Below are 21,152 nucleotides of genomic sequence, written 5' to 3'. Positions count from 1 at the left end.
ACCCAAGGACAGTCGTCAACACCATCGACACAGCTGGCTCCACCCCTGAATCCTCTGGCTAGGCGTGATCACCAACTAGACTGAACCGTTGGTCAGAGATGAGTTAGTCCTGTTGCGGAAGTAGCCAGCCGAAAGTTAGTCGCCTCCGGGAGGGTGAAAACTGAGCCGGAACGCTGTGGGCGCCGCCTGGAGCCAAAAAGCGGTCTCCAGGCTTACTTTGAGCCGAGAACCACGTCTCAAAGATAGCAGTTACCTAAGCGGGAAACCCGCTAAGGTAACTCCCACGGCTAAGCTCATTTTCACCCTCCCTGCGGCTAACACTGGTTCAGCCCGTAGACGGTGGTTTATGGTTTGAAGTTTGCGTTTTATGTTTGCACTGTGTGTCCAATACGAGACTACAATATATTCAAATGCAAATTGGTTTAACGCAAACAGGTTTGCTAGATACCTCCACAACTATGGTGGAAGACATCTAACAAACCTGTATTAATGAAAATTTCAGTTAGGCACGAAGTAGATTCGCAAAATAGACAGTTTGACGTTAGCCGGAAGAGGATAACCCGCTCCTGAAGACCGTACTTAACTTCCATATGAAAATCATCTTAACGCAAACAGGCTTGCTAGCTGCCTCCATAATTAGCTGTGGAAGTACCTAACAAACCTGTATTTTAGTTTAAAGTTTAAACACTTACGATGAGTCACACAAAATCAATTTAGCCGTCACGTTAGCCGGAAGAGGCTAAACATGTAGACCTGTGAAGGTGGCGTTAGGCCGGTGGTTTTCCGGTCTTACACCACGGCCGGACTTAGAGACCGATGCTTTTTCGGGCTCTAAGCCGAACCCGAAGACCGTTCTTTGGCTTCGGGTGGGCCCCACAGGCGGAATGTTTAGCATCTGCAGGCGGTAGTGACCAAGCAAATTTATTTTTGTGGGGCTTCTTCGTAGTCGCCGTTGGGGCAGACGATTTGCACGCCGCCACGAATCTTCTTGGCAACCAGGTAATGACCATCCTTCGGGCAATCACGGCCGACTGGCTTGTCCCATGAGACAAAGTCACAGTCGGGGTAACGAGAACAACCGTAGAAAATCCGATTTTTCTTGGACTTGCGTTCGATGACCTCACCCTTGTGACAAACGGGACAGGTTACGCCGATTTCCTTCACGATTGGCTTGGTATTGCGGCAATCTGGGAAGCGTGAGCAGGCGTAGAACTTGCCATAGCGACCCATTTTGATGACCATTGGGGCCCCACAAATATCACAGTCAAAGCCAGCGGGTTCGTCACGAATTTGAATTTTTTCGATGGCGTCTTCCGCGTGGGCCACCTCGGTTGAGAATGGTTTGTAGAAGGTGTCGATGACCTTGACCCAGTCCTGTTGGCCCTCTTCAATCCCATCCAACTCGTGTTCCAGGTTGGCGGTAAAGTCGACGTTGACCACGTCTGGGAAGTATTCATTGATGATGCCATCAACGATTTCACCCAGTTCAGTGGGCTCAAACCGCCGACCAACCAATTTGACGTAGTACCGGCGTTGAATCGTGTCCAACGTTGGCGCATAGGTCGATGGCCGACCCACACCGTTTTCTTCCAGCGCCTTGATCAGGTTGGCTTCGGAATAACGTGCAGGCGGCTGGGTAAAGTGTTGGGCCGGATCCGTTTTGGCCAAGTTGACTTGGTCACCGATGCTCAGTTCGGGCAGGAGGTTATCCTTTTCCTTGTTGTCCTTGTAAATCTTTAAGAACCCTTCGAATTTCATCTTGGAACCATTGGACCGGAACGTGACGCCGTTTTGTTCGAGCGTGACGGCCATGGTATCCATGAGGGCGTTGGTCATTTGACTAGCCACAAAGCGGTTCCAGATTAATTGGTACAGCCGGAATTGGTCCTTATTGAGGCGTTCCTTCAGGCTAGCTGGCGTCCGGAACACAGAGGTTGGCCGGATGGCTTCATGGGCGTCTTGGGCCCCTTCAGGCAGTTTGCCCTTGATAGGCTTCGTTGCGGCATATTCGGCCCCATATTTTTCGTGAATAAAGGTTGAGGCCTCGTGCTTAGCAATGCTGGAGATCCGCGTGGAGTCGGTCCGCATATAGGTAATGAGCCCCTGCGTCCCTTCCTTACCCAGGTTGATCCCTTCGTAAAGCTGTTGGGCGGCCATCATGGTCTTCCGAGTTCTGAAGTTCAGCTTCCGGTTGGCATCCTGTTGCATGGAACTGGTGGTAAATGGCGGTTGTGGTGAGCGTTTCCGTTCCTTACGAACCACGTTGGTGATGTCAAAGTCACCATTCTTGTCGAGCTTGCCTAAGACTTCTTGCACGGCGGTGTTGTCCTTCAGACTGGCCTTTTTGCCGTTCAGTCCATAGAAACTAGCACCAAACGTGTGGCGAGCCTTCTTGAAGTCGGCGTCGATGGTCCAGTACTCTTCAGGGATGAAGGCTTTGATTTCCTTTTCCCGTTCGATGATCAGGGACAACGCAATGGATTGTACCCGACCGGCACTCAGGCCCTTCTTGACCTTTTTCCAGAGCAGTGGTGAGATGGAATACCCCACTAAACGGTCCAGAATCCGGCGGGCTTGTTGGGCGTCCACCAGGTTCATGTCGATGGTCCGCGGTGTCTTGAACGCCTCTTTAACGGCGTCCTTGGTGATTTCGTTAAAGGTGACCCGGTTCTTGTCGGTCACGTCTAAGTTCAGGACGTGGGCTAAATGCCAGGCAATGGATTCTCCTTCACGGTCAGGGTCAGATGCGAGGTAAACGGCTTTAGCCTTTTTGGCCTCGGCCCGTAAGCCCTTGATGACGTCACCCTTACCACGAATGGAAATGTAGTGCGGATCGTAGTTGTTTTCAGTATCGACCCCCATCGAACTTTTCGGTAGATCGCGCACGTGACCCAGGCTAGGCATGACCTTAAACGTCCGGCCCAAATACTTTTCAATGGTCTTAGCCTTCGCAGGTGATTCAACGATGACTAATTTTTTTTGCGGTTTGCGCCGCTTTTTTGTCGTTGATTTTGCTTTTGATGTAGTCGGCAAAGCACATTACTCCCTCGTTTGATAGGCAACCGGGCCCTAGCTAACGGGCTTGCCGGTTCCTATCGACTTGTTTTTACGACGAACAAGAAGTTCGCTAAATTTTTCACTATAATCCCACACATCTTATTTCAACTTAGGGCAGGTTGTCAACTAAAACTTCTTCTATTATATGTTCAGGTTTCAAGATTGGTTTGGCGCCGGCGAGGATCAACTCGTTGGTACCAACCGAGTTTGGGTTGTCCAGGGCCCCCGGAATTGCCAAAACATTACGATTTTCTTGCAGGGCGATATTGGCGGTGATCAGACTCCCCGAATGATGGGCCGCCTCGACCACCAATGTGCTGCGCGTCAGCCCGGCAATAATGCGGTTGCGTTCCGGAAAATGGTGCCGCGCCCCTGGCGTCCCCCACGGATACTCGGAGAAAATCAGCTGACTGCGGATCAGCTCCGTCATCAAAGCCCGGTTGGTCGCCGGGTAACAGTGATCCAACCCGGTGCCAATCACGGCAATGGTGTGACCCCGATACGCCAAGGCGGCTTGATGAGCCAGCGTGTCCACTCCCTGCGCTAAGCCCGAAACGAGACAGATGTGGTGTTGGACCACGTTTGGCAGTAAGAGCCGCATGGCCGCTAAGGCGTACGGGCTGGGATGCCGGGAGCCGACGACCGCTAGTTGCGGGGCTTGGAGTAAGCGCACGTCACCTAGAAAGTAAAGCGCGACCGGTGGCGCAAAGGTTTCCCGGAGTTGGTCCGGGTACGCGGCGTCCACAATCGTCAGACAGCCGGTATGGGTCAGATTGGTGGTTACCTGCGTGGCAATTTCCGATGAAAATAACTGACGCTGGAGCTGGTCGGCCTTAGCTGCCGGAATCGCCATTTCTCGGCAGAGTTGGGCCACCGTGGCGGCAGTCATGGTCGTCAGTTCTGGCTGGGCCTCGACCCACCGCCAGCAGGTCGTTGTCGTTTTGAGGCCGATGCCCGGAATCAATGGTAAGCGCATGAAAAAATCACGAAGTGTCAGTTGCATGGTTAGCAACCTCCTTTTCCCCTTTAGGGTTAACTCCGTGATTGGTTCGCAATTATTTTTTGTACGGGCGAAAAAGTTTTTCGATGAATCGGGGTGACCCCGCGTTCATCCAGGCCAGCCAAGTGTTCCGCCGTGCCATAGCCGGCATTTTTGGCAAACCCGTAGCCCGGATACAGGGCATCGTAGGTCGCCATTAAATGGTCCCGGTAGACCTTGGCCACGATACTGGCTGCGGCCACACTGGCGCTCTTGGCGTCCCCCTTGATCAGCCGGGTCTGGGGAACGGCCACCGGAATCTGCATGGCGTCTACGATTAGCTGTTGGGGTACCCGACCGAGACCGAGCACGGCCCGCTGCATGGCGACCCGTGTGGCCTGATAAATGTTGATTTGGTCAATCAATTGGGGACTGCCGACACCAATACTAACGGCTTCGGCCTGTGCCAGAATCAGGGGGTACAGGCGCTCGCGTTCCTTGGGGGTCAGCTGTTTGGAGTCGTTGACCAGCGGAATATCGAAGTCCTGGGGCAAGATGACGGCACTGGTAACGACCGGTCCGGCCAGGGGCCCCCGCCCGACCTCATCAATGCCGGCGACCCGTTCGCCCTGGGCCCAGAACGGCCGCTCATAGTGTAAGCGGTGTTGAAAGGCCTGTTCAGCGGCCTCAGCCTTCGCTAGACGCCGTTGAATCTGTTTCAGGAGTAACTGGGCCCCTTTCCGTGAATCGGCCGCTAATGACGCTAAACGGGGGTCGTCGGGGGTCGTTACATCGGCCAGCTCGGCCTTGAGACTAGCCAGACTGGGTTGCTTAGTCATTGCTAGGGTCACCAGCTTGGGGCGCGCGGTCAAGCGTGAAGCCACCAATTTTTTTCCGGCGGGCGTCGAGGATCAACCGTTCGCTGGCCCGGTCGTAGTCATCGCGCATACCGATTTTTTGCGTAATTTTGAGAAGTAAGTCCACGTCACTGAGTTCCAGGTCGCTGGTAGCCAAGTGGTAACGGTCCAGTAAGGCCTTTTCGTGGTATTGACGGAAGAAGTTCAGGGCAAAGAGTGCCACGTCATCGCTGGCGTAGAGCTTGTCCTTGATGGCCCCGGTCAACGCTAACTTCTGCGCGGTCTCCTGGTCCTTGAATTTAGGCCACAGAATCCCTGGGGTATCGAGTAATTCCAAATGCTTGCTGGAACGCAACCACTGTTGGCCCTTGGTGACACCGGGAGTATCGCCGACTTGGGCGGCCTTACGTTGGACCAAATGGTTGAGCAGCGTGGACTTCCCCACGTTAGGGACCCCAACCGTCATGGCCCGCATTGGCCGTTCCTTCAGGCCCTTTTCCTTTTCGGCAGCGAGCTTGTCGGCTAAAATGCTAGCGGCAATCTTGGTGATCTGCTTAGGGGTCACGTTGGCCCGGGAATCGATGGCGATGGCCGGTTGCTTTTGCGCGCGGTAGTAGTTTAACCAGGCCGCCGTTTGTTGTGGGTCAGCCAGGTCTTTTTTGGTCATGATGATCAAGTGTGGCTTGTCCTTGGCAATTCGGACCACTTCAGGGTTTCGGGATGCGGCAGGAATTCGGGCGTCGACCAGTTCGAAAACGATGTCGACCAGGTGAATATTTTCTTCCATTTGCCGAATGGCCTTCGCCATATGGCCGGGGAACCATTGTATTACAGTCATTGTATTTTCTCCTTTTGATAGTGAAGCGTAGTAGATTTAATTAGTGGGTTAAGTACTTTAAAACTCATGGTATTGCTTGGCTGGTGACCGCTGCAACTGATTGTTTCTTAGTAAAGAGCGTGGTGAATTAGCTGTCACCGAGCGAAGGTTAATTTTCACCAACTACCCCATCTTACCATTTTTCCGCTCCTTTTTAGATAGGAAAGTGACTTGCGGAATTATATTCATGGCAGACAATGAATATAATTCCGCAAGTGCAAGCTGACTAGTAATGACACTAGTTTAATAAAAAGGACGTTCCTCGCCATCTGTTCCTGATGGCTTGGAATGTCCATGATAATCTACAAATAACCAATAGATTCCAAATCGTTTTAACATTATTTATTAAACATTTCCCTAAGAACAGGCTTATCCAAATCAACGATCATTTGGTTCTTAGCATTAGTATCCATTTGAATGCCCGTTCCACGTACTTTGTCAAAATGCTGATTGAATTTTTCAAGCAGTTTTTGATTAATAATGGATTGGGGTTCGTTGCGGCCTTTCACACTATCCATGCCTATTCCTTCTTTCTTTAATCAGATGATATCTTCCATCTAGGGTTTTACCCTAGATTATCTAGGTAACTATACGACAGATATGGGTAGTTTTCAAGTTGCGTGAACTGGGTACAGGCCTGGCTTTAGGGCATGTAAGCAAAAAAATTGCCCCACAGAACAAGTTTACGAAAGTCCTTTGGGGGATGCCCTTTAATGGTGTCCGAAAAATTCTCTGGGTCAAACTAATACAAACCGTAGGAATGGTTTGGCCCATCAAAAAAGCCCGCAACAACGGGCTTCTCTGATAAACCAATTAAGCTATCGCCGCCAGGTACAGCTGCCAAGCATCATCAAAGATGGTCATGGATGGTAGGTACGGGGCGTTTTCTTCTAAATACTTGGATAAGGGATCAAACTCCGTCTCCTGCTTGGGAAACGAGCTATCCAGAAAGGCATTATTGGCAAAGCTGGCCACGGGATCGTAGCTTTCTGGATTACGTTGGGTCATTAGGAATTGATAAAACGTTTTGGGCATAGGGCCCCTCCTTAGTTCTTGGGAATCCGCGCTTGGAAGACAAACTTTCCGGCACCGGACAGGTCGATCTTTTTGGCAGCGAAGGACAATTTCTTCCCGTTACCAATGGCGGTCAGATGCAGGGTAATGGTTTCATTCCCGGTATCCATGGCCACCCATTTTGGCAGTGGGTAGTTCTTCGCGATGTAGTTCATGACGAAGGTAATCGGCACGGGTAAGGACCCGACCGACAACTTCTCCGCCTTCAGTTGGACGTCTCCTGAGGATAACACGGTTGGCTTTAAGAGTAAAACGAAATTCACGTTTGCGCCCAAAACCTGGGTGGAGCCGGTAATCATGGCGTGGTCTGACACCTGGAACCGGTATTTAACAGCCGAATTTTTCAGGGACTTGTTCACGTAGTAATCGGCTAAGGCGTTTACTTGTTTCTTGTTTAAATCAACGTTGATGTTGGTCGTATCTTTGGTGACCTTGGCCGTAGAGTCAATCTGGGTCGATGAAAAGGCCTTGACTCCCACGGTGACAGCGGTCACTAACAGAATGGCGACCAGGGCGATGAACCCCCACTTCCACCAGTTACGGGAAGTTTGTGGGGCGGCGTGACGTTGCATAGATAGTTCCTCCTTACTTCATCAGCCATTGCTGGTGAGCTTGCATTTGTTTGAAAGCATAGCGGGTCATGAGGCGGTAGCCCTTGGCGTTCGGGTGAAAATGGTCGGCCGGCGACAGGTAATCGTTCAGTTCGTCGCTGGCATTGCTGGCTAAAATCAACTCTTGAAGACTAGCCGTTGAAATTTTCCCATTGTTTGATTTTTTCGCATCGTGCTTGAGCTTGGCCTGCTGGATGATCGACTTGTACTGCCCAACGGACAATGCGTGGTTGATGTCGACCATGTAGAGGTCGTCGAAGCTAGTGGCCGTCTTCTTCGTGGCCTTGTTCCAGTCATTCACGGCGTTCGTGACCTGCTGGATATCCGCAAAGTACACGTAGATGGGGTTGTAGATGCTGTACAGGAAAATGGGTGCGTGGCCGTTGTACTGCCGCACGGTGCTTAGGAGGTGCTTCAATTTCTGTTGGTAGGCACCTTCGGCCGTGTCGAGATGGGCGTTTAACTTATCTTGCTGGTTGATGGTCACATTTTTTGTCAACGTTTGGAGTAGATCATTGCCTCCCACCGTCATGACGATGGCGTTGGCCTTTTTGAGCTGAGCCTGTTGCTCCTGACTATTAACCAGGCGTTTTTCAATCTGATCACTCCGGTCGCCGGACTTGCCAAAATTGTGCATGACCACCTTGACCTGGTCCTTCTCATGAATCATAGTCTTGAGCCGACCGGTATAACCGCCGTCCTTTTCCTGATCACCGACACCCTCGGTCAGTGAATCACCTAAAGCAACGACGCGCACGGTGGCCCGCTTGGTGCTCCGGGGCGCCGTGGTCGTGGTGTGGGTCGTGCGCGCGCCGGGATGCCAGTACGTTAGCGCCGCCAACACAATCAGGACGAGGAGTAAGGTCACCCCAATAATCTTACTGAGATTCTTAAATTTCATTTCGTGGTTCCCCCTATAGCTAAAAGAAAAAAGGGTGTGGCGTGCGGCCACCCCTTTCCAGTTGACGTTATTTAGTTGGATCGGTGTAGTACATTAAGGCGAAGGCACCGGGGCCCCCGTGGGTCGCAATGATGGGAACCGTTTCCCGTACCAGGACATCCTTATCTGGCAAGATTTCTTTCAAATGGCCCTGAATCTTATCAATGGATTCGAAGGCTTCTACGTGAGAAATTCCGATAGCCACGATGTCCGGCGTCTGCTTGATTTGTTCGTAGACTTTATCAAAGTAACGGTCGATGGTCTTCATACCGCGACCCTTAGCCCGAATTTTAAGCTCGCCACCCGTGACCTGCAAGACAATCTTGATGTTAAGCAGGGAAGTTAACATACCAGCAGCCCGACTTAAGCGGCCACCCTTCAAAATGTTTTCTAGGGTCACAACCCCCATGAACAATTTGGTGTGGTCTCGAACGGCCTCGGCACGCTTGATAATGGCGTCTTTGTCGGCCCCTTCTGCGGCGAGCTTAGCAGCTTCGACGACTTGGAAGGCCAAGGCTTGATCGGTGTATTGACTGTCGACCACGGTCACGTCCGTCTTGGACAATTGGGCCGCTTGTTCGGCCGTGTGGACCGTGCCACTGATGGCAGCTAACATGGTGAAGCAGATCACGCTGCTACCGTCTTCGCCCAATTTGTCGAAGGTCTCCACAAACTTGCCCAGTGGTGGCTGACTCGTCTTGGGTAATGACTTAGCCGTTTTCATTTTTTCAATAAATTCTTTGTTGGTGATGGTCTCCCGTTCAACGTAAATCGTGTCATCAATCATGACCGTTAACGGAATAATGGTGATGTCATAGTCTTGAATCTGCTGCTCGGTAAGGCCGGCAGATGAATCCGTGACAATCTTAATTTTCGCCATGGGTATCCCACTCTTTCTGACCAGAAATTTTGGTTTATGCTACAATATGCGTAATGAAACATACGGTAATAGTATAGCAGAGTTAGTGACAATTTTCAGTAAGTTGTTCGGAACTATCCGGCTGCTTTAGAGAAAAATAAAGTCACCGGAATTCTAAGGAGGATTTTGTTTGATAAAAGAACGGAGCCACACCTACCAAGTCGTCAATGAGGTCTTAAACGCGGTCACCCACGGAATCGGAGCCGCCTTGAGCATCGCCGGACTCGTCGTCTTACTGCTACAGGCTCACGCCAAGGGCGGGGCCATGCGCATCACGACCTTTGCCATTTACGGGGCCATCCTGGTGCTCTTCTACCTCGCGTCCACCCTGTTTCATAGTTTGTACTTTACCCGTGGCCGCCACGTTTTTCAAATATTTGACCATTGTGCCATTTATTTATTGATCGCCGGAACCTATACGCCGTTTAGCCTATTGGTCGTTGGCGGTGCGCTCGGCTGGACCATGTTCGGTATCATCTGGGCTATGGCGGTCTGTGGGGTCATTTACAAAGCCCTCTGGTTGGGCAAAATGCAAAAATTATCGACCATCATCTACGTGGTCATGGGCTGGATGTGCTTGCTGGGCATCAAGCCGCTGTACGAGGGCCTGGGTCCCGTCGGCTTCGCCCTATTGTTCTTCGGTGGCGTGGCCTTCACGGTGGGCGCCGTCCTCTACAGCTTCAAGAACGTCCCATTCGGTCACGTTATCTGGCACCTGTTCGTGATGCTGGGGACGGGACTGATGTACTTCTCCATCCTGTTATATGCATAAAATTTAGCGATAGTTTAGACGAAACATCAAATAAGGCAAAGACATTATCCGTGGAGGATAGTTGTCTTCGCCTTTTTGATGTGCCGTAATTTAACGTAGGTAAGATTATTTTTAGCAAATATTAGATTAAGTGAAGAATACTGTAGTTGTAGACTAGTTCACCTTCAGCGTGGCGTAAATGTCGTGTTCCATACTGAGTGACCAGAGGTGAATCAAGGTGGCCAGCTGTGTCGATGGTCTTAGCTGAGGTTTCTCACTCAGCTTAGCCCATGGGACAACCTTTGAGACCGCTTCTCAGGCTCAAAGTTGAGGCGGAAGACCGCCCTTTGTCTGGAGCCGACCCCATAGCAGGCCACTTTGAATCCGCCGCCGGGAACGGCATTGAACGACTGCCCTTTACCGCCGTTGGTACTGTTCGAAGGCGTAATCGACGGTGTTCTTCTCGTTACGAACCCCCGGCTGCCGATCAATCAGTTGAAATTTCGTGTAATCAATCGCCGGCATCCAGGTATCCCCGTCAAATCCGGCGTCAATCACGGTTCGATAGAGGAAGTCGACGTCATCGACCAGGCCGGCAAAAATCTGCGCGCCACCGACCACGAAAATTTTCTCCGTCGGCCGTTGGGCAGCGTATTCGCGTACCGCATCCAGCGAATTGAGCACGGTCACACCCGCCGGAAACTCACTGGCATCGCGGTGACTCACCACCACGTTGGTCCGGTTGGGCAGCGCTTGGGGAAATGAGGCAAACGTCTTGGCGCCCGCAACAATGGTATTGCCCGTCGTCACGGTCTTGAAGTAGTGCATGTCGGCTGGCAAGTGCCACGGTAAGCTGCCATGAAAGCCAATGACTTTCCCCTGGCTCTCAGCCCATAAAAAGATCAGCATCGCAGTCCCCTCCTTGTTTAAACGGCCACCGGCGCCTTGATAGCAGGCGCTGGATCGTAGCCGGTTACCTTAATATCGCTCATTTCATAATCAAAAATACTTGATTTATCCGGATTCAGCCACAATTGTGGGGCGGCTTTAGGTGTCCGGGCCAGTTGCGTTTCAATCTGACTGATATGGTTCTTGTAAATGTGCGCGTCACCCAGGGTGTGCACGAAATCACCGACCTCCAGGCCAACTTCCTTGGCAATCAGTGAGGTCAGTAAGGCGTAGCTGGCAATGTTAAACGGCACGCCGAGGAAGATATCCCCGCTCCGTTGGTATAGCTGACAGCTTAGCTTGCCATCGTTCACGTAAAATTGGTACAGCGTGTGGCAAGGTGGTAAGGCCATGGACGGCACATCGGCGGGATTCCAGGCGGATACGATCATTCGCCGAGAGTCCGGATGGGTCCGCAGCGTTTCAATCACGTTGGCCAGTTGGTCAATCGTTTCGCCGTTGTGGCCCTGCCAAGCGCGCCACTGACTCCCGTAAACCAGACCCAGGTCACCGTAATGGTCTCCAAAGGCTTGGTCCGTTAGAATTTTGTCGCAAAAGGCTTTTTTCTCCGCCTGATACTGTTGGTTAAAATCTGGATCGACTAACGACCGCCGACCAAAGTCGGTCATGTCTGGGCCGTGGTAATCGGGACTAGCCACGTAACGCTGGAAGGCCCATTCGTCCCAAATATGGTTGTGGTGTTGCAGGAGAAAACGAATATTCGTGTCGCCCCGCAGGAACCACAACAGTTCGGATTTAATCAAGCCAAAGGGCACCTTTTTCGTGGTCAACAGGGGAAAACCTTCCTGCAGGTTAAACCGCATCTGGTAACCAAACAGACTGATGGTCCCCGTGCCCGTTCGGTCGGTCTTCTCGTGGCCCTCGTTCAGGACCTTCTTAGCCAAATCTAAATACCCGTCTTCTAACACGTGACCGTCTCCTATTCTGCGTATTCGCTGAGGTATTCCCAACGCGTCATTTTCTCGTCCAACTGTTTGTCTAAGTCGTCTAATTGTGACTGAAGGTCGGCAAGCTTGTCATAGTTGTTACCGTTGGCATTCATGGCCGATTGGACCTGAGACTTCTGGTCTTCCAAGCCGTCAATGACGCCTTCAATGCCTTCCCATTCCTTCTGTTCCGCGTAGGTCAACTTGACCTTTTTCCGGGGTTCAGTCGGCTTTTGTTCGGCTTTCGGCGTGGCCTTGGCCTTCTCCGTCTTGGCGGCTTGTTTGTGTTGGGCTTGTTCATCTGCTAAATAGCTGCTGAAGCGACCGGAGTACCGTTCGATATCGCCGTTACCCGTAAAGATCAACAGGCGGTCGGCCACCTTGTCCAGGAAGTACCGGTCATGGGAAACGGTAATCACGGTACCGGCAAATTGGGAAATATAATCTTCCAAAACAGTCAACGTCCCAATGTCTAAGTCGTTTGTGGGTTCATCCAGTAATAAGACGTTGGGTTGTTCCATTAATAGCTTCAACAGGTATAACCGGCGTTTTTCCCCACCGGATAGCTTGCGAATCAGTGTCCCGTGCATGAACCGTGGGAACAGGAATTGTTCCAGCAATTCGGTGACACTAACGGAATTACCGGCCTTGTCCGTGACGTTTTGACCGACCTCGGACAGGTAGTTGATCATCCGTTTGTCATCCGGAATCGGTTCGATCTGTTGGGTATAGTAGGCCATTTTCACGGTCTCCCCAATCGACACAATCCCGGAGTCCAGGGGTAGACGTTGGGCGATAACGTTTAAGAGACTGGACTTCCCAGCCCCGTTTTCCCCACTGATCCCGATGCGTTCGCCACCCTGAATCAGGTCGTCAAAGTCCTTTAAGATGACGTGGTCGCCGAGGGTCAGGTTGGCATCCTTGAGCTCAATCACCTTTTTACCGAGCCGTTGTTGGCCCAGGGAGATGGCGACATTGTTCTGGACTTGTCGCGTGCCGACGTTGCTGGCAATGTCGTTGAAGCGGTTGATTCGGGCCTGTTGCTTGGTGGAACGGGCTTTGGCCCCCGCCTTCATCCAGGCTAATTCTTTCTTGTACAATTGTTGTTGCTTCTGATCAGCATCGGCTTCCTGGCTGACTCGTTCGGCCTTTTCCTGTACGTAGGCTTGGTAGTTGCCAGGGTATTGATACAGTTTCCCGAAATCAAGTTCCCAAATTTGGTTGGCAATTTGGTCCAGGAAGTACCGATCATGGGTCACGACCAGTAAGGCCCCCTTGTAGGATGCCAGGTATTGCTGCAGCCAGGCAATGGAGTCAAAGTCCAAGTGGTTGGTCGGTTCGTCCAGCAGTAACAAATCGGGCGACTGAATCAAAACTTGGGCTAAGCCGACCCGCTTGATTTGGCCCCCGGACATGGTCTTAATGGCTTGTGACAGGTCCGTGATCTTCAGTTGCGTCAGGATAGTCTTGACATCGCTCTCGGCCGTCCAGGCATCCTCTTCGTTCATCTGAGCTTCGGCATCCAGGTAACGCTGCTGAGCCTTGGCATCTTCTGGATGGGCCCCGTAAGCGGCTAAGGCCGCCTCGTAGCGCCGAATCGTGACGAAGACTTTTTGATCACCGGAGAAAACGGCATCCATGACCGTTAAATTCTCGTCCAACTCAGGCTTTTGCGTGAGGTAGCCGATGGTGTAGTCCTTGGGCGTCTCGATGGCGCCGGTCTGTTCATTGCTAATGCCCGCTAACGTGTTCAGCAGCGAGGTTTTCCCACTCCCGTTGACCCCAATCAGGCCGATCCGGTCATGTTCGTTAATAATAAAATTCAAATTATCAAAAAGCGTTTTCTCCCCGTAAGTCCGGTGAAGATTTTCCGCGCGTAAGGTTTGCATAAATTGTTCACTCTCTTATTCTCAAATTACCGTTAGGCGTTGACGTGAGCCACCAGCGCGGCTGTTTCGTTGGGTAATACCCCCGTGACGACTTGGTATTCCAAATCACCCAGGATGGCGCCCAGTTGCGGTCCGGGTTGAATGCCGGCCTGCATGAGTTCTTTCCCCGTAATGGCTAATTCATTCTTGTGCTGAATCGGTAAGGCTGCCAGTTGGGCCTGTAACGCGGCTCCCCGGTCAGGCGCACCCAGAATCACGGCGACCTCGTTGGCAACTGGCGCAAGAGCTGCGCCGCACTGGTACAGTTGCCAGGCGTTCAAATTACCCGTTGCCAGAATCTGGGCAGCCTTGCTAGCGGCCTGAACAGCGGTAATGGTCTGATTGGCCGTCTTCCAATGCTTCAAGAATGGCGTCACAGCGGCACTATCCAGGCCAAATTTGGTAGCCAACAGCGTCCAAGCTGCGACCTCGCTGGAGACGCCCTGGGTCAGTTCCGTGGCCAACGCCGTCAGTGCGGGACCGTGGTCCGCAAAGTCCGGGCAGTGTTGCCATAGACCCGTGGTCATAAAGTCCTGGAGTCCACGTTGGGGAGCCTTCCCCTGCAGCAACTTGAGGAGCTCAACCTGGGTGCGTTCCACCGCAATTTTGGCCAACAGTTGGGCATGCGCCGTGATGGCCGCCAACGTCTCGTCAACGATGCTGAAGTCTAATTGACTGGCAAACCGGACCGCCCGCATCATGCGGAGGGCATCTTCATGGAACCGTTCTTGCGGATCGCCCACCGCCCGAATTTGGTGATTGGCCATATCCGTTAGGCCATCGAACAGGTCAATGACTTCCCCGTCTTCCTTCATGGCCAAGGCGTTAATGGTAAAGTCTCGCCGCTTTAAGTCCTCGGCGAGGGATCGCACAAAAGTGACTTGGTCCGGGCGTCGGTAATCGGTATAGGTTGATTCGGACCGGAAAGTCGTCGTCTCGTAGCCGGTCCCGTGGTCCAGAATCATCACGGTGCCGTGTTCAATTCCGGTGTCGACGGTCCGTTTAAAAAGCCCCTTGATCTCATTGGGATAGGCACTCGTCGCGATATCCACGTCATGGATGGCCTTGCCCAGAATGGTATCCCGCACACTGCCACCCACAAAGTAGGCTTCATAACCGGCCTGCTCGATGGTCTGTAAGACTGGCCGGGCCAATTCAAATTCATTTGGTAAGTGTTCTAATTTCATTTATTTTCACCCTTTTTGCCAGTTGATTTCTGTTTTTTACTCACTATGCCAGTCTAACAGATTCGTCCCGGAAATTGAATTCAAACTACTGGACCGCTACCCTAAAATTGCACGACTAATCAAGTGCTAGCACTGATTGGCCCGAAATTGGTTTATGCCCGAATCACGGGTGTGCTATGATGGGTTTATGAATAAAAACGTTTGGGGCTTGTTAGGTTAATAAACTGGCTAGTTGAAGTCAGGGAAAGTTTGCACCTAAATTTAGCAATTTCATAGCGCTAACGCGGACCAGACGGATTAGAAAACACGTTGCCAGCAACCCGTGGTGAACGTGTGTTGGGAGTGGATGGTATGACACAAAAGGACGAATCGATTCGCCTGTTTGACCTACTCATGATTGGCATCGGTTGCGCCATGTTTGCATTTGGTTTAGTCTTCTTTAACATTGCGAATCACCTAGCGGACGGGGGAATTTCCGGGATCACGCTGATTTTGCGGGCGCTGTTCCACATTGACCCCGCCTATTCAACGATTCTGATCAACGTGCCGCTGATTGTGATTGGCTGGCGCTTCTTGGGTCGACAATCACTGGTCTACACGATTTACGGCACCCTCATGTTGTCCCTCTTTTTATGGATCTGGCAACGGGTGCCACTGGTGATCGACCTGCACGGCGATCTCTTATTGTCAGCGTTAGGTGCTGGTTTGGTCGGCGGTCTCGGCTCCGGCCTGCTCTACCGCTATGGCGGAACGACCGGTGGTACCGACATTGTCGCCCGGATTTTTGAACGCTTCCGGGGTGTGCCCATGGGGCGGACGCTCCTTTACTTAGACGTCGTTGTGCTCCTGATTTCACTGGTCTACATCGACATCCAGCACATGGCCTACACGTTGATTTACTCCTACGTGTTCTCGCGCATCGTCAACTTCACGCTGGAGGGCGCCTACGCAGCGCGCGGGGTCATCATCGTCTCCACCAAGCACCAGGAGATTACCAACGATATCATGGACCAGATGGAACGTGGCGTCAGTCTGATCAACGCCGAGGGTGGCTACTCCCACCAGGGTCGTAAAATGATCTACGTGGTCGTGGCCCCTGGTGAGCTGTATCAGGTGCGCCAAATCATTTCGCGGCATGATTCACGGGCATTCGTGTCCGTGGTCAACGTGAATGAGGCGCTGGGTGAAGGTTTCTCGTTCGAGGTCCCGAAAAAAGGGTTCTTGGGCAAATTTAAGCGTTAGTGAACTGGGTCTTAGCAACCGCGGGTTTTGCGGTTGCTTTTTATTTTGTTTAAATAAGTTAAAGTAATTATTGTGTTCTAACCCAAACAAAAAGAACGCCTCCGCAGAGACCTTCTTTTTCAAAAATCTAGTCTTCGTACCCCTCAAGCATCAGTGCCATTTCCGCATCGTCTGGAACGACCTGCAAATAGGCGTGTAATAACTTGATGACCTGGTCCGTGGCCCCTTCTTCGCGATAGAAGTAAATGGCGGGCTTCAGGAAATCGGCCTGATCCATAAAGAATGGCTGCGCGGCATCGTAATATTTCCGCGCGGCATCAAAGTCTTCCTGGTGCTCTGCCGTGATGGCCAGGTTCCAGTACAGCTGTGGATCGGCATCCTCACTCTTCACGTACGGCTGAACCAAGTCGGCATTTTCCTGCCAGCGTTCCTGCTTCACGTAAAGATTACTCAACTGAATGACGGCACTTAAATCGTCGCTGTCGAGCTGATGGCCGTGGGTCAGGTACTTCTCCGCCATCTTCTCGTCATCGAGCTTAGTGGCCACGTGAGCCGCCTGTAACCAGAGCTTCTCGTTGTACTGGTCGACACCCAGTCCCTCTTGCAAGGCCGTGAGTGCTTCGGGTAACCGGTTCTCTTCCTCTAACGCCTGTCCCAGGTACGGATACAGGGAGGTGTAGTGCGCGTCGCTGTCCTTTAGCTCGTTAAAGAGCCGAATGGCGGTTGGGCGTTCCTTCAGTTGCAGGTAGGTAAAGGCGGTCTCAAACTTCACGTCCGGCGTCATGTTCCCCGGGTGAATCTGCTTGAGATACCCCACGGCTTGTTCAAATCGCCCAGCATTGGCATAGGCGACCCCGAGCCGTTCGACGATGTTGACCCGAGACAGTTCCGTGGTACCGGCCGTAATCAGGTCTAAATACAGCGGAATGGCCTTTCTGAACTCACGCATGGTGAAGTAGAGCTCCGCCAAGGCAAACGTGATGACGGGCTCGTCAGGGGCCAATTTCTTGGCCGTCAATAATTTCTGTTCACTGACCTCAAAGAGTTCCTGGGTCTGATACAGATCGGCCGCCACCATCAAAGATTCGATGTAGGCTGGTGAATCCGGCTTGACCTGGTTCAGGTAGTCCAGAGCTTCGTCGTTCTTGTCTTCATCAATCGCAATGTCGGCTAAGTTGGTCCGTAGTTCGTCTTCGTCCGGATACTTTTTTAATAATTTTTCGTAAATGCGTCGAGACTGGTTGAGGAACCCCAGGGAGTACAACTCTTCCCCCAGGCTAAAAAGCGTCTCATCGTCATCGTGGCGCAGTGACAAGGCATACTGCTTTTTAAAATCTTCAAGTTGGCCCTTTTCCAGTTGGTCCAGCGCCGTTTCTGCGTAACTCATAACCCGCCTCCATCGTTGTTTATCGATTTTTTTCTAACTAAATCAGCACTTACCATCTTACCACCGTTACCGGCAAATGTGGTGGCAAATGATTGGCTAGTCCGACTATTCAGGTTCTTCGGGAACTTTTAAACTAGTTAAGCACAGCAAAGAGCCAGCCCGGCATACGCCGCACTGGCTCTTTTAGTCGTTAAATAATAAATTATTTAACAGCATCCTTTAAAGCTTTACCTGGCTTGAATGCAGGTACTTTGCTTGCAGGAATTTGGATTTCTTGTCCAGTTTGTGGGTTACGGCCCTTACGAGCTGCACGTTCACGAACTTCAAAGTTACCAAAGCCGATCAATTGAACCTTTTCGCCTTTAGCTAAAGTTGCTTGGACAGAATCGAAGACTGCGTCAACTGCAGCCGTTGCGTCCTTTTTAGTTAAACCAGTTGCAGTTGCAACATCGCTAACCAATTGTGCTTTGTTTGCCATTTTGAATTCACCTCCTGAATAGAAGATTAGATGAATGTCATCTAGTGATCATTTTTGAGTGGTCCAAAAATGATGAAACAAATACGGTCAACCGCATCATTTCTTTATCAAAGATAGCACAGGAAGCCTTATATGACAAGGGATAACGCCATTTTTTACCAATAAAACTTCAAGAAAGACGATTTTTACTAAGAAATCGTTAAAATCCGGTGAAAAAGCTGGTGTTATGCCCGTTGTTCTACTTCCGTGCCCGCTCGATCAAATGGATCGGGGTCCCTTCGAAATCGAAGTGTTCCCGAATCTGATTCTCTAAGAACCGCTCGTAGGAGAAGTGCATCATCTTCGGGTCGTTGACAAAGACCACGAAGGTTGGTGGTGCCACCGCAACCTGTGTCCCGTAGTAGACCCGAAGCCGCTTCCCGTTGTCGGAAGGCGTTGGGTTCAGGGCAATGGCGTCCATGATCACGTCGTTCAACGTGGCGGATTGGACCCGCTTGTTGTGGTTTTCAGAGACCCGTTTGATCATCGCTGGCAGTTGGTCGAGCCGTTGACCGGTCTTAGCGGAAACGAAGACGATTGGCGCGTAGCTCAGGTATTGGAACTCGAGGCGAATCAGGTTTTGGAAGTCCGTCAGCGTGTGGTTATCCTTCTTCAGGGTATCCCATTTGTTGACCAGGATAATGATTCCCCGACCTGCTTCATGGGCGTAACCAGCAACCCGTTTATCTTGTTCCCGAATACCTTCTTCGGCGTTCAAGACGACCAGCACGACGTCTGAATCATCAATCGCCCGCATGGCCCGCATCACACTGTACCGTTCCGTGTTTTCGTAGACCTTACCGCGCTTACGAATCCCGGCCGTATCGACCATTGTAAACTTGGTGTCATCCGCCACGAACTTAGTATCGACCGCGTCACGCGTCGTCCCCGCAATGTTAGACACGATGACCCGGTCTTCACCGAGCATCGCATTGACTAACGAAGACTTGCCGACGTTAGGCCGACCAATCAGACTGAACCGAATGGAGTCGTCCTTGGGTGCCCCTTCATCGTCAGGGAATTCCTTGACGACGGCGTCCAGCAAATCCCCAAGACCTAACCCATGAACCCCAGAAACGGGGTATGGATCGCCGAAGCCCAGGGAGTAAAAGTCATAGACCGTCTCCCGGGTTTCGGGGTTATCGGCCTTGTTAACGGCCAGGATAACGGGCTTGTCGGCCCGGTATAGGATCTTAGCGACCTTCTCATCAGCATCGGTCACGCCCTCAGGCGCGCTCACGATGAAGACGATGACGTCAGCTTCTTCAATGGCGATTTCAGCCTGTTGCGTAATTTGCGTTAAAAATGGTTCATCACCGAGGTCAATCCCCCCGGTATCAATCATCCGGAACTCGGTTCCCAGCCATTCGGCGTGGGTATAGATCCGGTCACGGGTAACCCCGGGTGTATCCTCAACGATGGAGATCCGTTCGCCAGCGATCCGGTTGAACAGGGTTGACTTCCCGACGTTTGGGCGGCCAACAATGGCAACGATTGGAAATGCCACGATAAATCCCTCCTTTAATGATGACGTTTTGTGACATGAAAAGGGTTCAGAACGAAACCAACAAAGTTCCGTCCTAAACCCTCTTCAACCAAAACGTATTAGTTGTTTTCGTTATCTTCCATATCTTTCTTCAAGCTGTCCCCAATGAGGTCACCTAAAGAGAAACCGGTGCTTTCTTCTGGGGCGTTAGCCGTTGAAGTTTCAGCAGAGTTCCGGTTGTTACGACGACGGTTGCCGCCGTTGTTGTTCCGGTTCCGGTTGTTGTTACTGTTGTTGCTGCTGTGGTTTTCAGAAGAATCGTCAGCAGATTCTGGCTTTTCTTCCAAGGCCTTGATGGATAATGCCAAACGGTGATCGTCTGGACGAACATCTAAGACCTTAACCTTGATTTCTTGACCAACCTTCAGAACGTCAGCAGGCGTTGCGATGTGTTGGTGAGAAATTTGGGAAATGTGAACCAAACCTTCAACACCTGGGAAGACTTCAACGAAGGCACCAAAGCTAGTCAGGCGCTTAACAGTCCCGTCCAAGACACTGCCTTGAGGGGCCTTTTCTTCGATACCGTCCCAAGGTTCTGGTAAGGTTTGCTTGATGGAAAGGGAAATCCGGTCGCGATCTGGATCAACAGATAAGACCTTAACCTTAACATCTTGGCCAACCTTCAAGACATCGCTAGGCTTTTCAACCCGTTCGAAAGCGATTTCTGAAACGTGGACCAACCCATCAACGCCACCAAGGTCAACGAATGCACCGAAGTTAGTCAGACGAGCAACTTTACCTTCGACAACGTCGCCGGCAGTTAACTTAGCCATGATTTCTTCTTTTTGTGCAGCCCGTTGCTTTTCAACGATTGCGCGGTGAGATAAGATCAAGCGGTTTTCGCTTGGTTCGATTTCAACAATCTTGAATTCAAGCGTTTGGCCCTTGAATTGTGCCAAATCTTCAACGAAGTGGTCTGAAGCCATGGATGCAGGTACGAAACCACGCACACCGGCGTCAACAACTAACCCACCCTTAACCACTTGGGTAACAGGGGCAGTCAACGTATGACCAGCTTCGAATTCCTTTTGGATGTCGTCCCAAACCTTACGGGCTTCCAAACGACGTTGTGACAGTAAGTAACTGCCGCCTTCCTTGTCGGTACCGATTCGAGAAATTACGACGAGGTCCATAACGTCCCCGACTTTAATTACTGATTTAATATCATCTACTGGCTTAGTAGACAGTTCCTTCTTGGGAACGACCCCTTCAACGCCAGTATCAGCAATCCCGACGATTGCTTGTTGGTCATCATCGATTGCTAAGACTTCACCCTTAACAACGTCACCGACCTTAACGGTGTCGATGCTGTTTAAAGCATCTAACAAATCATTGTTTTCATTGTTTTGACTCGTGCCATTTTCACTCATGCGAAATTTTCCTCC

Annotated in this window: 19 protein-coding genes; 2 read left to right on the top strand and 17 right to left on the bottom strand. The window is 51.4% G+C overall.

Going from position 1 to position 21,152, the window contains the following annotated elements:
* Positions 1 to 921: 921 nt before the first annotated feature.
* From topA to ACEPST_RS12565, 9 genes are all read right to left on the bottom strand, one after another.
* Positions 922 to 3,033, bottom strand: a complete 2,112-nt coding sequence (topA, locus tag ACEPST_RS12605) for a type I DNA topoisomerase (protein WP_204121648.1) — start codon at positions 3,031 to 3,033, stop codon at positions 922 to 924.
* A 133-nt stretch (positions 3,034 to 3,166) separates the two neighbouring features.
* Positions 3,167 to 4,060 carry a DNA-processing protein DprA gene (gene dprA, locus ACEPST_RS12600; RefSeq protein WP_204121647.1) on the bottom strand — a complete coding sequence of 298 codons (894 nt, stop codon included), beginning with the start codon at positions 4,058 to 4,060 and terminating at the stop codon, positions 3,167 to 3,169.
* A gap of 29 nt (positions 4,061 to 4,089) precedes the next feature.
* A complete protein-coding gene (locus tag ACEPST_RS12595) occupies positions 4,090 to 4,875 on the bottom strand; it encodes a ribonuclease HII (protein ID WP_204121646.1) in 786 nt (261 codons plus the stop codon).
* Positions 4,868 to 5,731, bottom strand: coding sequence for a ribosome biogenesis GTPase YlqF (ylqF, locus tag ACEPST_RS12590; protein ID WP_204121645.1), 864 nt, complete (start codon positions 5,729 to 5,731; stop codon positions 4,868 to 4,870). Before ylqF ends, ACEPST_RS12595 begins: the two co-directional genes overlap by 8 nt.
* 377 nt (positions 5,732 to 6,108) lie before the next feature.
* A complete protein-coding gene (locus ACEPST_RS12585; RefSeq protein ID WP_204121644.1) occupies positions 6,109 to 6,288 on the bottom strand; it encodes a hypothetical protein in 180 nt (59 codons plus the stop codon).
* A gap of 295 nt (positions 6,289 to 6,583) precedes the next feature.
* Positions 6,584 to 6,805, bottom strand: coding sequence for a YozE family protein (locus ACEPST_RS12580; RefSeq protein ID WP_203645684.1), 222 nt, complete (start codon positions 6,803 to 6,805; stop codon positions 6,584 to 6,586).
* An 11-nt stretch (positions 6,806 to 6,816) separates the two neighbouring features.
* Positions 6,817 to 7,416: a YpmS family protein gene (locus ACEPST_RS12575; RefSeq protein ID WP_125762655.1), complete on the bottom strand. Its 600-nt coding sequence runs from the start codon at positions 7,414 to 7,416 to the stop codon at positions 6,817 to 6,819.
* A 13-nt stretch (positions 7,417 to 7,429) separates the two neighbouring features.
* A complete protein-coding gene (locus tag ACEPST_RS12570) occupies positions 7,430 to 8,356 on the bottom strand; it encodes an SGNH/GDSL hydrolase family protein (RefSeq protein ID WP_204121643.1) in 927 nt (308 codons plus the stop codon).
* 67 nt (positions 8,357 to 8,423) lie between these two features.
* Positions 8,424 to 9,275: a DegV family protein gene (locus ACEPST_RS12565; RefSeq protein WP_204121642.1), complete on the bottom strand. Its 852-nt coding sequence runs from the start codon at positions 9,273 to 9,275 to the stop codon at positions 8,424 to 8,426.
* 169 nt (positions 9,276 to 9,444) lie between these two features.
* Between ACEPST_RS12565 and trhA the strand changes: the two genes are divergently transcribed.
* Entirely contained in the window at positions 9,445 to 10,086 is a 642-nt protein-coding gene (gene trhA, locus ACEPST_RS12560; RefSeq protein ID WP_204121641.1) for a PAQR family membrane homeostasis protein TrhA, read from the top strand.
* 396 nt (positions 10,087 to 10,482) lie between these two features.
* On the opposite strand, the gene ACEPST_RS12555 is transcribed toward trhA, so the two are convergent.
* The 4 genes from ACEPST_RS12555 to ACEPST_RS12540 are packed head-to-tail and all read right to left on the bottom strand — an operon-like array spanning position 10,483 to position 15,075.
* Positions 10,483 to 10,974: a dihydrofolate reductase gene (locus ACEPST_RS12555; protein WP_204121640.1), complete on the bottom strand. Its 492-nt coding sequence runs from the start codon at positions 10,972 to 10,974 to the stop codon at positions 10,483 to 10,485.
* Positions 10,975 to 10,991: 17 nt separating this feature from the next.
* Positions 10,992 to 11,942: a thymidylate synthase gene (locus ACEPST_RS12550; protein WP_204121639.1), complete on the bottom strand. Its 951-nt coding sequence runs from the start codon at positions 11,940 to 11,942 to the stop codon at positions 10,992 to 10,994.
* Positions 11,943 to 11,953: 11 nt separating this feature from the next.
* Entirely contained in the window at positions 11,954 to 13,849 is a 1,896-nt protein-coding gene (locus ACEPST_RS12545; RefSeq protein ID WP_204121638.1) for an ABC-F family ATP-binding cassette domain-containing protein, read from the bottom strand.
* Positions 13,850 to 13,881: 32 nt separating this feature from the next.
* On the bottom strand, positions 13,882 to 15,075 hold the full coding sequence (locus ACEPST_RS12540) for a CCA tRNA nucleotidyltransferase (protein WP_204121637.1): 1,194 nt from the start codon (positions 15,073 to 15,075) through the stop codon (positions 13,882 to 13,884).
* A 351-nt stretch (positions 15,076 to 15,426) separates the two neighbouring features.
* Between ACEPST_RS12540 and ACEPST_RS12535 the strand changes: the two genes are divergently transcribed.
* Positions 15,427 to 16,317 (top strand): YitT family protein, encoded by an 891-nt coding sequence (locus tag ACEPST_RS12535; RefSeq protein ID WP_395390951.1) that lies wholly within the window; start codon positions 15,427 to 15,429, stop codon positions 16,315 to 16,317.
* A gap of 127 nt (positions 16,318 to 16,444) precedes the next feature.
* Here the strand turns inward: ACEPST_RS12535 and ACEPST_RS12530 are convergent, their stop codons facing one another.
* The 4 genes from ACEPST_RS12530 to rpsA form a co-directional block, all read right to left on the bottom strand.
* Positions 16,445 to 17,704 (bottom strand): tetratricopeptide repeat protein, encoded by a 1,260-nt coding sequence (locus tag ACEPST_RS12530; protein ID WP_204121635.1) that lies wholly within the window; start codon positions 17,702 to 17,704, stop codon positions 16,445 to 16,447.
* 202 nt (positions 17,705 to 17,906) lie between these two features.
* Positions 17,907 to 18,182 (bottom strand): HU family DNA-binding protein, encoded by a 276-nt coding sequence (locus ACEPST_RS12525; protein ID WP_011667553.1) that lies wholly within the window; start codon positions 18,180 to 18,182, stop codon positions 17,907 to 17,909.
* Positions 18,183 to 18,420: 238 nt separating this feature from the next.
* Positions 18,421 to 19,728, bottom strand: a complete 1,308-nt coding sequence (der, locus tag ACEPST_RS12520) for a ribosome biogenesis GTPase Der (protein ID WP_203645665.1) — start codon at positions 19,726 to 19,728, stop codon at positions 18,421 to 18,423.
* Between the two features lie 98 nt (positions 19,729 to 19,826).
* Entirely contained in the window at positions 19,827 to 21,137 is a 1,311-nt protein-coding gene (rpsA, locus tag ACEPST_RS12515; protein WP_203645663.1) for a 30S ribosomal protein S1, read from the bottom strand.
* Positions 21,138 to 21,152 lie beyond the last annotated feature (15 nt).

Source organism: Levilactobacillus sp. FUA 3915, assembly GCF_044053135.1.
GTDB lineage: Bacteria > Bacillota > Bacilli > Lactobacillales > Lactobacillaceae > Levilactobacillus > Levilactobacillus lanxiensis.
Note: the sequence above shows the minus strand (reverse complement) of the source record. Positions and strands in the feature narration are given on the sequence as shown.

What these genes read in the sequence shown, in the direction of transcription:
- dprA (WP_204121647.1), bottom strand. Translation starts at nt 4,060, where the DNA reads ATGCAACTGACACTTCGTGATTTTTTCATGCGCTTACCATTGATTCCG.
- ACEPST_RS12595 (WP_204121646.1), bottom strand. Translation starts at nt 4,875, where the DNA reads ATGACTAAGCAACCCAGTCTGGCTAGTCTCAAGGCCGAGCTGGCCGAT.
- ylqF (WP_204121645.1), bottom strand. Translation starts at nt 5,731, where the DNA reads ATGACTGTAATACAATGGTTCCCCGGCCATATGGCGAAGGCCATTCGG.
- ACEPST_RS12585 (WP_204121644.1), bottom strand. Translation starts at nt 6,288, where the DNA reads ATGGATAGTGTGAAAGGCCGCAACGAACCCCAATCCATTATTAATCAA.
- ACEPST_RS12580 (WP_203645684.1), bottom strand. Translation starts at nt 6,805, where the DNA reads ATGCCCAAAACGTTTTATCAATTCCTAATGACCCAACGTAATCCAGAA.
- ACEPST_RS12575 (WP_125762655.1), bottom strand. Translation starts at nt 7,416, where the DNA reads ATGCAACGTCACGCCGCCCCACAAACTTCCCGTAACTGGTGGAAGTGG.
- ACEPST_RS12570 (WP_204121643.1), bottom strand. Translation starts at nt 8,356, where the DNA reads ATGAAATTTAAGAATCTCAGTAAGATTATTGGGGTGACCTTACTCCTC.
- ACEPST_RS12565 (WP_204121642.1), bottom strand. Translation starts at nt 9,275, where the DNA reads ATGGCGAAAATTAAGATTGTCACGGATTCATCTGCCGGCCTTACCGAG.
- ACEPST_RS12555 (WP_204121640.1), bottom strand. Translation starts at nt 10,974, where the DNA reads ATGCTGATCTTTTTATGGGCTGAGAGCCAGGGGAAAGTCATTGGCTTT.
- ACEPST_RS12545 (WP_204121638.1), bottom strand. Translation starts at nt 13,849, where the DNA reads ATGCAAACCTTACGCGCGGAAAATCTTCACCGGACTTACGGGGAGAAA.
- ACEPST_RS12540 (WP_204121637.1), bottom strand. Translation starts at nt 15,075, where the DNA reads ATGAAATTAGAACACTTACCAAATGAATTTGAATTGGCCCGGCCAGTC.
- ACEPST_RS12535 (WP_395390951.1), top strand. Translation starts at nt 15,427, where the DNA reads ATGACACAAAAGGACGAATCGATTCGCCTGTTTGACCTACTCATGATT.
- ACEPST_RS12530 (WP_204121635.1), bottom strand. Translation starts at nt 17,704, where the DNA reads ATGAGTTACGCAGAAACGGCGCTGGACCAACTGGAAAAGGGCCAACTT.
- ACEPST_RS12525 (WP_011667553.1), bottom strand. Translation starts at nt 18,182, where the DNA reads ATGGCAAACAAAGCACAATTGGTTAGCGATGTTGCAACTGCAACTGGT.
- rpsA (WP_203645663.1), bottom strand. Translation starts at nt 21,137, where the DNA reads ATGAGTGAAAATGGCACGAGTCAAAACAATGAAAACAATGATTTGTTA.